The 12990-nt window shown below is 62.2% G+C and carries 11 protein-coding genes; 6 read left to right on the top strand and 5 right to left on the bottom strand.

Translation table 11 applies throughout. The features are described from left to right. Window positions 1-572 precede the first annotated feature (572 nt). The gene (locus M1E01_RS18865; protein WP_457973038.1) at window positions 573-1418 is read left to right on the top strand and encodes a fumarylacetoacetate hydrolase family protein; all 846 of its coding nucleotides are present in this window, start codon (window positions 573-575) and stop codon (window positions 1416-1418) included. A 207-nt stretch (window positions 1419-1625) separates the two neighbouring features. Here the strand turns inward: M1E01_RS18865 and M1E01_RS18860 are convergent, their stop codons facing one another. The 3 genes from M1E01_RS18860 to M1E01_RS18850 all read right to left on the bottom strand — a co-directional run bounded on the left by M1E01_RS18860 (window position 1626) and on the right by M1E01_RS18850 (window position 5327). Next, a complete protein-coding gene (locus M1E01_RS18860; protein WP_457973037.1) occupies window positions 1626-2675 on the bottom strand; it encodes a hypothetical protein in 1050 nt (349 codons plus the stop codon). Between the two features lie 288 nt (window positions 2676-2963). Next, window positions 2964-4277, bottom strand: a complete 1314-nt coding sequence (locus M1E01_RS18855; protein WP_457973036.1) for an Nramp family divalent metal transporter — start codon at window positions 4275-4277, stop codon at window positions 2964-2966. Between the two features lie 114 nt (window positions 4278-4391). Beyond that, window positions 4392-5327 carry a dihydrodipicolinate synthase family protein gene (locus M1E01_RS18850; protein WP_457973035.1) on the bottom strand — a complete coding sequence of 312 codons (936 nt, stop codon included), beginning with the start codon at window positions 5325-5327 and terminating at the stop codon, window positions 4392-4394. 162 nt (window positions 5328-5489) lie between these two features. Between M1E01_RS18850 and M1E01_RS18845 the strand changes: the two genes are divergently transcribed. Further along, window positions 5490-6527 carry a LacI family DNA-binding transcriptional regulator gene (locus M1E01_RS18845; protein WP_457973034.1) on the top strand — a complete coding sequence of 346 codons (1038 nt, stop codon included), beginning with the start codon at window positions 5490-5492 and terminating at the stop codon, window positions 6525-6527. A gap of 268 nt (window positions 6528-6795) precedes the next feature. On the opposite strand, the gene M1E01_RS18840 is transcribed toward M1E01_RS18845, so the two are convergent. Continuing rightward, window positions 6796-6939, bottom strand: coding sequence for a hypothetical protein (locus M1E01_RS18840; protein ID WP_457973033.1), 144 nt, complete (start codon window positions 6937-6939; stop codon window positions 6796-6798). A gap of 622 nt (window positions 6940-7561) precedes the next feature. Here M1E01_RS18840 and M1E01_RS18835 point away from each other — a divergent pair. Then, window positions 7562-8872: an Nramp family divalent metal transporter gene (locus M1E01_RS18835; RefSeq protein WP_457975020.1), complete on the top strand. Its 1311-nt coding sequence runs from the start codon at window positions 7562-7564 to the stop codon at window positions 8870-8872. A gap of 700 nt (window positions 8873-9572) precedes the next feature. On the opposite strand, the gene M1E01_RS18830 is transcribed toward M1E01_RS18835, so the two are convergent. Next, window positions 9573-10910, bottom strand: a complete 1338-nt coding sequence (locus tag M1E01_RS18830) for an MFS transporter (protein WP_457973032.1) — start codon at window positions 10908-10910, stop codon at window positions 9573-9575. A 235-nt stretch (window positions 10911-11145) separates the two neighbouring features. Between M1E01_RS18830 and M1E01_RS18825 the strand changes: the two genes are divergently transcribed. Genes M1E01_RS18825 through M1E01_RS18815 form a run of 3 tightly spaced genes read left to right on the top strand, consistent with a single transcriptional unit; the run spans window position 11146 to window position 12849 of the window. Continuing rightward, entirely contained in the window at window positions 11146-11586 is a 441-nt protein-coding gene (locus M1E01_RS18825) for a hypothetical protein (RefSeq protein WP_457973031.1), read from the top strand. 7 nt (window positions 11587-11593) lie between these two features. Beyond that, window positions 11594-12079: a hypothetical protein gene (locus M1E01_RS18820; RefSeq protein ID WP_457973030.1), complete on the top strand. Its 486-nt coding sequence runs from the start codon at window positions 11594-11596 to the stop codon at window positions 12077-12079. Then, window positions 12052-12849, top strand: coding sequence for an IclR family transcriptional regulator domain-containing protein (locus M1E01_RS18815; protein WP_457973029.1), 798 nt, complete (start codon window positions 12052-12054; stop codon window positions 12847-12849). Before M1E01_RS18820 ends, M1E01_RS18815 begins: the two co-directional genes overlap by 28 nt. Window positions 12850-12990 lie beyond the last annotated feature (141 nt).

Below are 12990 nucleotides of genomic sequence, written 5' to 3'. Positions count from 1 at the left end.
GTGCCCAAGTACAGGGCTCAGCCAGATGATGCAAACGATGAGTGATACTCCCTCTGCTGACCCAGTATGAGCCGCGGGGCGTCTACCGCATTAGAACTCCCTCAGGATAATGCAGTATTTAGATGTTCGGGCTTGAGACAGCCGGTGCCCAATGCACCTGCGTCACCGGCCCCTACACCGCCTGACCGGCAGATGTAGGGGACACGATTCTGCCCTGTCCGGCAGCCAACGTCCCCGATCACTGTCCGGTTCCGTGTTGCCTACGTCCTCCTGCCTGAGCGCTGGCGGCACGGGGGCCTTGCGTCGACGAGGCGGGTACGATGCCTTCGTACCCGCAGGTGCAGATGCTGGGTGCGCTGGTCTGCTGGTGGCAGTAGCCACTAACGTCGCCGTCGGTCCATAGAGCGACAGGGTCGCAGTGGCGGCCGCAGCGGGCGCAGGGGACCGGCCAGCGGTTGGGACTTCTACTTCGCCGGGTTTACTCTCCTTCCTGGGTGACGAGGTGACGTGGAGTTTCGACGACGGTCGCAAGAAAAAGACATATAGATTTCCCTTAACTCAGGAGGACAAACATGGAACTGGCAACGCTTCGAACATCCCGAGGGGTCACGGCGGCTGTACGCCGCGGCGGCCACTGGCTGGCGCTTCCCGCCGAGAACCTCAGCCAGTTCCTGCTTAGCTCCTCCTGGCGGACGGACGCCGAATCAGTGCTCGCGTCGGCGGCTCCTGGAGCCGGCGTCAGCGAAGCCGAAGCGGAACTTGAACTTCCCCTGCCGGCTCCGGGCAAGGTGATCTGTTGCGGCCTGAACTACTCCGACCACATCCTGGAAATGGGGCGCGATCTTCCCCGATACCCGACTCTTTTCGCGAAGTTCGCGGACACCTTGATCGGCCCAGGCCGGGACGTCACGATACCACCGACGGCGCAAGGCGCTCTCGACTGGGAAGCGGAACTCGCCGTGGTCATTGGGACCGAACTGCTGGGTGCCTCAGTGGAGGAGGCACGCGAGGGAATTGCCGGATATACATTGGCGAACGACCTGTCGATGCGCGACTGGCAGAAGCGGACTCTGCAGTGGTTCCAAGGCAAGGCCTGGGACTCCACGACCCCGTTGGGTCCGACACTCATCACAGCTGACGCGGTGGACCCCGAGGACGGTATCGAGATCTCGTGCGAGATCAACGGCGTCCGCCGCCAGCATGGGTCCACAAAAAACCTCGTGTTCAGCGCGGCCGCCCTCGTATCGTACGTTTCCACCTTTACCGTTCTCCGCCCGGGAGACATCATCCTCACGGGTACCCCGGGAGGTGTGGGCATGGGCATGGATCCGGCGCTCTACCTCACCGACGGCGATACAGCCACCGTAAGCGCGCCGGGCCTCGGCGAACTCACCAACGCCATCCGCTTCAGCAAGTAAACCCAAACCTCTCAAGGGAAAAGCGTAAAAATTGGCCGTAGACGTCCTCTGATTTAGGACTTCAGACCGCTAATAAGGTCACTCCCCCGACTTTTTCGCCGCGCCGATAACGGAGATTCCGTCAACCTAACCTTGTGTTGCTGTTATGGAAATAGCAGGTTTGCCGGCGAGGGAGGGCTTCAGGAAGGCTTGGCTTGGCGGTGACTTTCATTTTGGTGCGGGACGCGTACCTGCGTCCGTGCCCTTCCCTGTCGTTGGGATGAATTCCCAGTTGAACGACCCGTTGTCTCGGAGTGTCATCCGCAGGAAGCCGTGGGTGTTGCTGAATCGCTTCACGATGTACGGCGGACTGCTGGTGAAGGAGCGGAGCCCGATACCTCCTGTGGAAACCTGGAACGCTGTCATCCCGTCACTGACGCACCGGTCAGCGTTGTTCACCGGACATGAGCGTTCGTAGTTGTGTTGTGACCCTGACAGGGTCAGACGGACCCGGTGCTTCCACATCACGTCGATCCACGGCTTGTGGTCACGGGCCCGCTTATGTTCTTTCGTGTTCGAGGTGAAGTACGGTTCGTGGTGCACGACGGCCAGGTGTTTACCTGCCGCCTTGGCAGCAGCGAGGTCTTTGTCCAGCCACGTCGTCAGCGCCCGGGCCTCCTCAGGGTTGTACCGCCAGTGCGCGGAGGACAGGAACGCGAAGTGCCATTTCCCGAAGTCCTTCGAGTATGGTTTCCCGTTCCCGATGAACCCACGCTGCTGATTGATCGCAGCCTTCGCCCGAGACCCCGGGCATTGGCCGTTCATGAAGTTGTCGAGGTCTTCGTTCCGGCCGGGTTTCCAGTCGTGGTTGGGCGCGGACACCCAGTACAACTTGGGCTTCGTGCCACCCCACAGCCGCGTCCAGTACTTCACGTAGTCAGCACAGTACGCAACGTCGTACTGGAAGTCCCCGAGCCCCAGGAACGCATCAATTTCGTTCTTCTGCACCAGCCTGGTGATCGCCGCACCGTTCCGACCGGACGGGCCATTCCGTGCGTACGTCCTCGGGCCGTTCATGTCACCGACAGCAGCGATCCGCACCTCCCGCGCAGGTGAAGCGGCCTTCGGTGATGGCGGGGCCGGCGCAGCGAGAGTCTTAATTGGCTGCGGCACTCCCTCAGCGGTGTTCCCACCGCCGCTACCCAGGGACGCGGCCAAAAGCTCAGTGACGGCCAAGAGGAAAGCGGACGTTCCAGCGATAACACGATTGTGGCGCATTGGGGGTGCGCCTCCCTTCGCGGGGGCTGTTTGTACTACTTCAGGCAACTTCGGGGATAGGCCCGTTATGTCGAGTGTAGAACAGCACCGGGCTGACTGCAGGACTCCACATTCTGGTCACCACCCAGGTTACCGATGCCGGTACCGTGCGGTACTTCGTGGTGCGGAACGGGCGCTCTGCGCGCGGCGGCTGTTGGACATAAGAGAGCTTCGAATTACCCGCATCCAAGAAGCCCCCTGCGTGTGCAGGGGGCGCTCCTTGAATGCGGTTCGGTGCCGGGTGGCTGTTCAGCCGAGCAGGGTGGTGATGAGTCTGATGGAGGAGGCGATGATGGCGATGAGGCCGATGGCGCCGAAGAGGTTCTGCCACCATTTGTTGCGGAGCTCTCCCATGATGGAGCGCCTGTTGGCCATGATGACAATCAGGACGCCGAGCATGGGGGCGATGAGTACGGTGAGGGATTGGGCGATGACGATCAGCGCCACGGGTGAGGACTGGAAGGTAAGGGTGATGATCAGGCCGAAGGCTAGGATCGTGCCGGTGATGATGCGGGCGGTAGGTGATCCTGCTTTGGCGCCGCGGCCCAGGCCGTCGGAGAGCATGGTGCCGCCGGCGGTGGCGTTGGCGATCATCGATGAGAAGGCGGCTCCAGAGAGGCCGAGGGCGAAGAGCTTGGCTCCGACGGGGCCTGCCAGAGGTGCGAAGACGGAAGCGAGGGCGTTGATGGTCCCGGCTTCGGCGCCTGTCTTCCCGAGGACTGCGGCGGCGACCATGATGACGAGGGCGGTCATGATGCCGGGCGCGACGATGCCGGGGATGGTGTCGACGAGGGTGATGTCGCGGTAGTCGGCGCGGGTGCGGCGGTGTTCCTTGATGCCGTAGGAGGTGTAGAACGCGGCGTTGATGGAGAAGTTGGTTCCGACGAGGGCGACGATGAGGATTTCGCTTCCGGGCGGAAGTGTCGGGAGCATGCCTTCCATGGAGCGGTACCAGTCGGGTTGGGCGACGACGGTGCTGGCGATGAAGGCCAGGCCCATGAGGACAACGATGACCAGCAGGGCCCTTTCCACGATCCCGTAAACGTTTTTGAAGGCCAGGACGAAGCCGACGGCGGCGGTGCAGACCACTGTCCAGAGGACTGGGGAGCCGCCGAAGACCAGGGACAGGCCCAGGCCGGATCCGACGGCGTTGCCAACGGAGAACATCAGCGTGATGCCAAAGACGCCGAAGCCTGCCAGGACGCCCACCCATTTGCCGAGGTGGTCCTTGATGGAGGTGATCAGTGAGGTGGGTGTGGCGATGCCGAGCCGGACGCTCATGTCGGTGAAGAAGATCATCAGGATGGTGGAGACGGCGATGACCCAGACGAGGCTGTAGTCGAAGCGGCTGCCGGCCTGTACGGCGGTGGTGAGGTTTCCGGGGCCGAATTGCCAGGCTCCGACGACGAACGCCGGCCCCATGAGGGCGAGGTAGCCAAGGAAGGTCCGGCGCTTGGGAGCATCGGTTGTAAGTGAACCGGACGCAGGTGAAGTATGTTCGTTGCCGACCGCATGCCCTGCCTGGACCTTTACTGCGTGGGCGGTCTTGTTGTGCTCGCGCATTGGCGAGTCCTCCTTCTCCAGCTGCCTTGCTGGGGTCCTCTTTGACCGGTGGGAGAGTGAAGTTTTGGGAGGGGTGGCGGGTCGGTGTCGGTCCGCCACCCCTAAATGGGGATGTTACGCAGGTACGGTGACGTTGCCCAGGTTGGCGGACTGCAGGGCCTTCGCGATCTCGTTTCCTGCACCTTCGGCCAGGGGAAGCAGCGGCGGTCGGACGGTGGAGTGCTCGAGGATGCCGCGGGCGATGAGGCCTTCCTTGAGGGCGACGGTGCCTTCCATGTGTGAGCCGCGGTGGTAGACGTTCTTGGTCACGGGCAGGAGGCGGTCGTGGATGGCGCGGGCGGCGGCGTAGTCCTTGGCCTTGCCCGCTGCGATGAGTTCCACCAGCGGCTCGGGGGCGAGTCCGCCGTAGCCGACCAGGGCGCCGTCGACGTCGAACATGGTGTGCAGCAGGTACTCGTCGTGGCAGGTGAGGATCTGCAGGTCCGGGTAGGTTGCACGCAGGACGGGGATTTCGGTGTCCCAGCGCTTCATGTTCCGCACGCCGTTCTTGGTGGCAAACACGCCTTCCATGCCGGCGATCTCCAGCTGGGTGTCCAGGTCGTAGGTTGCCTTGGTGGCATCCGGGTACTGGAAGAGGATCAGCGGCAGGCCACTGGTTTCGTAGATTTCCTGGTACCGGGTCTGCGGGGCACCCTTCTGGTAACCGAAGCGGAGCCAGCCGTGGGAGGGGTAGACCAGACCGGCCTCGGCGCCGGCCTCAACGGCACGCTTGGCTTCCAGTGCGGCGACGGTGTTGCCCTCAGCGGTGATGCCGGCGATGATCGGGATCTCGCCGTTGACGGCGTTCTTGAACTCACGAATGACGAGGGCCTGCTCGTCCTGGGTGAGGAAGGTGCCTTCGCCGGCGTGTCCGAGAACCACGAGGCCCTTGACGCCCTCCACGCTGGCCAGCCAGCCGCCCAAGCGGTGGATCGCGTCGACGTCGACGCTGCCGTCACGGTTGAACGGCGTTACAGGTGCGGGGACAAGCCCGCGAAGATCCATGGTCATTAGAGCTACCTCTGTCTAGTCTTGTCGGTGGTCCCGCTAGGATGGAAACGTTTGCGGGAACGTTTTCATTCTGCGCTGTGTCGTGGCTCACTGTCAAGGGTCTTTTTCGGCAAGGGGGGAAATAGAGTGTCTAGCAAGAGCTTGATGAACAGGAGAACGCCCATGGAACCCGGCAGGTTAGGGACACCCGTCACCCTCAAGGAGGTTGCCGCGGCCAGTGGTGTCAGTGTTTCCACCGCCAGCCGTGCCCTGGATGAGCGGGGAACTGCATCAAAGTCTGCTGCGGCAGCACATGTGAGGAAGATTGCCGAAGAGCTCGGCTACCGCCGGAACTCCTTCGCCTCCAACCTGCGCAGAGGCGAGACCCGGACCCTCGGCGTGCTCGTGCCCCGGCTCAGCGACACCGTCATGGCCCTCATGTTCGAGGAACTGGAACGCGCCGCCTCAGGCCGCGGCTACTTCGCCATGGTCGCCACCAGCGGCGATGACCCCGACGACGAACGCCGGGCAGCCGAAACACTCCTCGACCGCAATGTTGACGGGCTGATCCTCGCCACTGCCCGACTTGACGATGAGCTGCCCCGGCATCTGCGCGAGCGGGGTGTGGCGCACGCGTTGGTGCTGCGTACCGACGGCGTCAGTCCCTCCGCACTTGGCGACGATGAGGTGGGCGGATATTTCGCGGTCAGGCACCTCATTGACCTTGGGCACCGTGATATCGCCGTTGTGACCGGGCCTTCATTCACGTCCACCGGGACAGCCCGCCTCGCTGGCGCCCGAAAAGCCCTGGAAGAAGCAGGCATCAAGCCCCGGGAAGACTGGCTGATAGCCGCCGGGTATGGCATCGAAAGCGGTTTCTCCGCCGCGCAAGATCTATTGGCCAGCAACACCGGAGCACGTCCCAGCGCGGTGTTTGCCGCCAACGACAACCTGGCCATGGGGGTCATCGCGGCCGCCCACCGCCTCGGTATCACCGTAGGAGAAGACCTAGCCCTGGTCGGCTACAACGACATACCCCTCTCGTCCCGCCTTTCAACCCCACTCTCTTCCGTGCGGGTGCCCCTGGACCAGATCGCAAGCAACGCGATCGACCTCATCGTGAACCCCGGCAGGGAACCCAAAATCCGAAAATCCATGCCCACCCTCATGCCCCGCCAATCGAGCGGTAGACCTTTGCACTCCGCACCACACAATTCGTAGGAGGACAGAGCGCATTCGCGACTCGAGGCCGCCGCAGGCGGCCCATGTCTGCCCGATAGGGCGCCGCGCAGCGGACCAAGAGCCGCGCGCTCTACGCCACGCTGGCAGCGGCGGGCTCGATCGCGAGCACGATTGCCACGACCCTGTTGAATGGCCTGGCCGATCGGACCCGTACTCGTTTCGGGCGGAGAAACCCTCGGATCGCGAGCGGTGGAGTCCTGCTCGGACTTGCGGCCACTACGATGCCCCTGAAAGCGACTTTGCCGTCCTAGTCGTCCGCATGGTGGTGTTCCAGATCGGACATGCCGTCGTCCGCCACCGATGACAGGGTCGGGTGTGCCCGAGCCGGACGACTGAAGAAAATCCGCGCCGATGAAGGGCCAGCAGCCGTCCGCCCTGACAATCTAGCCATATGCCGGGTGTCCTCACTCTCGTCCCTAGCAACAGCCCTGCCGGATCAGAAGGGCAGGCGAGTAGCGACCACCGAATGATTTCGGAAGAGCAATGCTGATCATCCAAGTTCGATGACAGTTACTCCCAGTGGCAATGAGGTTGTTGTCCGCGTTGCGGAGGGCTATGGGTTTGGCGTAGGAGCCCCAGTGAGTGAACCCCGGGTTGGGTTTGGTTGCGGCACACTTGGCCGTTTCCTGCCGTGCCCTCCGGACAATTGCCACGCGCAGACAAATGGTGTGGTTACCCGCTGGCCTCTGTGAAACGCTGGACGCTTGGACTACGGACGCGATAGTTCCTACCGGTTCATAGCCCGGCACCTGGGAAAGCGCAATCCCTCATCATGTGCTTCAGCCAGCCGTGCACATCACTGCGGCAACAGTCCAGTGGCTTTCATCCGAACCACCACCGCCCAGGCGCCGAGACCTAAGGAAGTGTTAGTAAATACCGGATTGCCTTGGATGTGGCGGCAGACACACATAGTTTGGCTGGAGTCCTCTTTTACCAGGGGGACCATCAACGTCGAGGAGGAAGCCATGAGCAATGATGCCCTGGGCAGCACACCCCCAAAGAACGAACCGGTGATGAAAGCGAATCAGCAGCTTCCGTCCAGAGTAAGTCACGCTGACCGGATTGACGACGACGGCGGCCGCCCCGCGAAATGGCGCATCATCGGACCCGGCCTGGTGGTCGCAGCAACCGGCGTGGGCGCCGCCGACATGGTGGCAACCCTGGTGGCCGGCTCCCGCTACGGCTACGGCCTGTTTTGGGCCGTCATCGTCGGTGTCGTCCTGAAGATCATTCTCGTTGAAGGGGCCGGGCGGTACACGCTGGCCACCGGAAAGACGATCTTCGAGGGATGGCGCTCCCTCGGCAAATGGACGACCTGGTATTTCGGGCCCTACATCATGATCTGGGGCTTCGTCTACGGAGCCACGGCCATGTCCTCGGCAGCGTTGCCGCTGGCGGCCGTGTTCCCCATTCTGCCGCTGTGGGGATGGGCCATCCTGATGGGCCTGGCCGGTTTCGCGATGGTCTGGTGGGGCAAATACGCCACGTTCGAGAAAATCACAGCGGCCCTGGTGGGCATGATGTTCGTGACCGTGGTGGGCCTTGCCGTCATAGCCGCCCCAAACATTCCGGAGATGCTGACCGGGCTGATCCCGATGATTCCCTCAACCGACGGGGGCATCTTCTACACACTCGCCCTGGCCGGCGGAGTGGGCGGCACCATAACCCTCGCCGCCTACGGATACTGGCTGCGCGAGAAGGGCTGGTACACGCCCAAGTGGATGAAGGTCATGCGGATCGACAACTCGATGGCCTACGTGATGACCGGGATCTTTGTCATAGCCATGCTCATTGTGGGCGCCGAGGTTGTCCGGTCCGCAGGTGTTTCCCTCAGCGCCAGCGACGAAGGGCTGCTGGATCTCTACGATGTGCTGAAGGCGGAGTACGGCGACGTCGTCGGAACCGGGTTCCTCATCGGTTTCTGGGCTGCTTCCTTCTCCTCCATCATCGGCGTCTGGAATGGTGTTTCCCTCATGTTCGCTGACTTCTGGGGCAACATGCGGGGCAAGGAATCAGGACATCCCGACACCCGTGTGGGTGGAAAGTACTTCAAGTTCTACATCCTTTGGCTCACCTTCCCGCCCATGGCCCTCTTTGCCCTGGGCCAGCCCATCGGCCTGATCCTGCTCTATGGTGCCCTGGGCTCGCTGTTCATGCCGTTCCTGGCACTGACCCTGCTCGGCCTGCTCAACGGCAGGCGGATCCCGAAGGCCTGGGCCAACAAACCGCACAGCAACATTGCGCTGGGACTGTGTGCATTGCTGTTCGTTGTCCTTGGCGTCCGGCAGTTCTGGACTTCCCTCTCGCCGCTCTTCGCCGGCTAGGAACGTGCGATTTAGTTCTAGCCCTTTAGATAGAACGCAGGAGTCCGACGGCGGGTCTCCCGCCGTCGGACTCCTGCGTTTTATCGCAGCCCTTCTAGACCGTTGCCTTAAGTCAGCTGACGCGGTGGAGGACAGGCTTGCCATAGTCCTCCGCCTTTCAATGAACTCCTCATGGGGCGTCAATGGTCAGCTATCGCGCTCTACTCAGTTCTAATCGGACTACGACAATTGGGAGCCACACCATAGGCACGTGCTCTAGCCGTGCAGGGTCCGGTATTCGGCTGCGGCTGAAGCGTGCAACGGCACGTCCGCGGTATCAATAAACGTCCCTTGGCTAAGGAACTGAGGGCCCAGGCAACCTTTCGTCAGCCATATATGCGCACTCACGCCCAAATCTTCCGACGACGACGCGGGGGACTAGGGCGAGTTTGAACGGCCCCGGCTGGGGTCAATTCAGGGTTATCCAAACCGGGTAACTGAGGAGAGACGTGCCACCAGTAGTCAGCTGCAATCGAACGGTCGACTAACCGCACCAGCGAGCAAGCAGCCAGGCGCCGTGACCTAGGATCCCGGGAACGTACCGAGTGAACAGGAATGAGATGCGGCTCGGGACTGTTAGGACTCCATCTGCTCCTTTTGGACCTCAGTGGGAGGGGCGGGATTCTCTTGTGCTGTCACCACCGCCCCTCCCCTGTCATGTTCAGCCGACGGGGTTTCCCAGTTCCCGGAGGGGGGTCTTGCTGGTCTCTTTGGCCCATAGCGCGCCGGCGACGGCAAGGACGGAGGAGGCGGCTACGATCCAGGCGGCAGGTCCCCAGTTGGCTTTGTCCGCGCCGACAAGGGCGGTGCCGAGCAGTGGGGTGAAGCCGGCGCAGAGGATGCCGATCTGCAGGCCGATGGCCATGCCGGAGTAGCGGACTTTGACGTTGAAGAGTTCGGAGAACCATGCAGGGTAGATCGCGTTGGACATTGCGTACGTGCCGGCGGTGATCAGAGTGCTGGTGAGGAAGATCATCGGGATGTTGCCGGTGGAAATGACTGAGAAGTACACGAAAATCATGATGCCGGAGCCCAGGACGCCGGCGATGAAGACCGGGCGTCGTCCAAAACGGTCCGACAAGTGCGCCATCAGGGGCTGGGTGGCGATGGCCAGGACGTTGCCGGCGATGCTGACCCAGAGCATGGTGGATGCCGGCACGCCGACGCTGACGGCGTAGGCGAGTCCGAAGGCCTGCATGAAGGTGTTGGTGACGGTCTCGAAGGACATCAGCGCCACCTGGAAGAACTGGGCCGGGTGGGTCTTGAACATCTTTGCGAAGGGGAGTTTCACGAGTTCGCCGTGATCGTGCTTTTCTTCGAAGACTTCCGGTTCGTCCAGTGAGCGGCGGACGAGGTAGGCGACGATCAGCACGAGGATTGAGCCCCAGAAGGGAATCCGCCAGCCCCAGGACAGGCGGTCTGCTTCGCTCATGGCTGCCACGGGCAGGAAGGCGAGGGAGGCCAGGACGATGCCGGCGGAGATGCCGCTCATGGCGAAGCTGGCGAAGAAGCCGCGGCGTCCCGTTGGGGCCTCTTCTGTGGAGAGGGCGGAGGCCCCTGCTGTTTCCGCGCCCGCGGAGAGTCCCTGCATCAGTCGCAGGACCACCAGCAGGGCAGGCGCCCAGTAGCCAGCGGTGTTGAAGTCGGGCAGGACGCCGATGAGGAACGTGGCGGCTCCCATCAGGACCAGGGTCAGCACCAGGGTGTTCTTCCGGCCGATCCTGTCACCGAGGTGCCCGAAGACGACAGCGCCGAAGGGTCGCGCGACGTAGGCGACGCCGAAAGTGGCGAAGGAAGCCAGCAGGGCAACGGTTGGGTCGCCGGCCGGAAAGAAGATCTTCGAGAACACCAGCGACGCAGCGGTGGCGTAAATGAAGAAGTCGTAGTACTCCAGCGCTCCGCCAAGGAATGCGGCCAGCGCCGCTTTCCTGGCGCGTTTGAGCTGCCTTTGCGAGTCTGCCGGCGATTCGGCCTCGGCCCCTGCTGCAATGTTTGTCATTTCTGGTGGTCCTTCCACGCTGAAGGCGGTAGTCGGGTTGAACAATTTGTACGAATAGCGAACAGCTGTGCGTAATGCGTTCAATGCGAGCATACTAGGTGGTGAAGCGGATCACAACGCCTTCCGTTAGGCCTGCTTCGAGATACAAGCCTCCCGTCATCAATGAAAGGCATCCCATGGAAGACCACATTCCGCCATCGCGTCTGTTCTGATTGGCTCCGAGGCCTCCCAAGCGATGTCGCCGGCTTTGTGGTCTCCGGTTCTGCGCCAGCTTGGCAGCAACTGGACTTATGAGGCCTGGGATGTTGCGGCAGGGGCAGTCATGGGCCGAGTGCGCAACCGACTCTTGGAACAGGACGTGGTCGCGGCCAACGTCACCATGCCCCACAAACAATGTGCCGCGGGAACAGCTAACTACGTCACGGAAGACGTCCAGCTCAGCGGTGCCTGCAACTTGTTGGTGCGTCGGGACACCGGCGGCGCTGGATGGGCACAATACCGATATCACTGCCGCTGCAGTCCTTCTGGGCTCCTAATACCAGAGGAATGTTCTGATGATGGGGGCAGGCGGGGCCGCCAGGGCTGCACTAGTAGCCCTCAAAGGAAAAACGGGCAGCGTCACCATCACCGACAGGGATACCCGAGCGTCAGAAGATTTGCTAGGTGTTGCCCGTAGCCTTGGCATGGACGCCCACGGCGTGACGTGGGAACAGGCCCAAACCGATGCTTCGGATGCTTCCCTCATTGTGAATGCCACTCCCATCGGAAAGAACCGTTCCGATCGACCCGTTTGGGGCGACGGCACACTTGCTGACGATGCCGTCGTTTATGACTTTGTCTATGCTGGCCACGTTACTGCGACCATTGCCCGCGCCAGGGAACTGGGAGCGGGCGGCATCGACGGATGGGATCGTCTGCGCGAGCAGGCTGCGGAAATGATTCCCGTACTGGGACTTGACCAGCGGACAGGTTCCCTGCTGAAGGACACCCTGAGCCTCCTGGAACGGGCAGCCCATTCTGGGAACGCGGCCGTGATGCGCTCTGCGACTTCGAGGTATAGGCCGGATATGATCGAGAAGGCTCTGAAACCCGGCACGCCCGCGCCGGCGGGCCACTGCATTCAGAGAGGAACGCAAGGTTCATGGAGGAGCAGCCGCCCTACTTTGTGAAGTCAGTGGAGAAGGCCTTTGATGTCCTGCTCGCCTTTACCCCCGAACAACCGCGACTCACGGTCTCGCAGATCGCATCACAAACGGACATGACTCGGGCATCCGCCCGGCGTTTCCTGATGACCCTCACGGACCTCGGTTACCTTCGAGCGGATGGTTCCACATACGAACTCACGGCGCGCTCCCTTGATGTTGGCAGATCCTTCCTGGCTGGCCTGACCCTGCCTAAGGTGGCCGAACCGCACCTAAGGGCCCTTGCCAAAACCTTGAACGAGACAACAACCCTGTGCATCCTCGACGGTTCGGACGTGGTGTACGTGGCATGCGTGCCGTCCCCGAGGTTGCTTAGCGTCTCGATAACCGTCGGCACCAGATTTCCGGCCTGGGCAACATCCATGGGCAGAGTACTCCTCGGCGGATTGCCGGATCCGGAACTGGAGAAGTATCTTCAGGAGGTGCAGCTGCAGCGGTTCACCGATCGCACGGTGGGCACTGCTGACCAACTCCGGGCCGAGGTGGAAACAGCACGCTCCAAGGGCTGGTCCATGGTTTCGGAGGAGTTGGAGGAGGGCCTGCGCGGAGTAGCAGTTCCCGTGTGGCGCGGCAACGGCATGGTCGCGGCGGCCAACGTCTCCCTACAGACACATCGGACCTCTGCCAAGGCCATCGAAAAGATTGTAGTTCCCAAATTGCAGGAAACGGCTCGAGCGATAGCTCTCGATTTCGGTGGACCCGGCGCTACAGTTCCGCTGTCCAGGCGTAACGCCTGACAGGAAGAAGTGGCGTCAGGAACCTCCAATCCAGGTAACTCAACCCGACAGCTTGGGCATTCGCACTTTGCTAGTCCTCGAGCCAAGATCTCCGAGGGCACAAGCTCTGTCTGAACGGTTTCGAGTAGCCCATGCCGTCAG

The organism is Arthrobacter sp. D1-17, assembly GCF_054130535.1.
The sequence above is the reverse complement of the archived record's forward strand: the minus strand, read 5'-3'. Positions and strand labels throughout refer to the sequence as shown.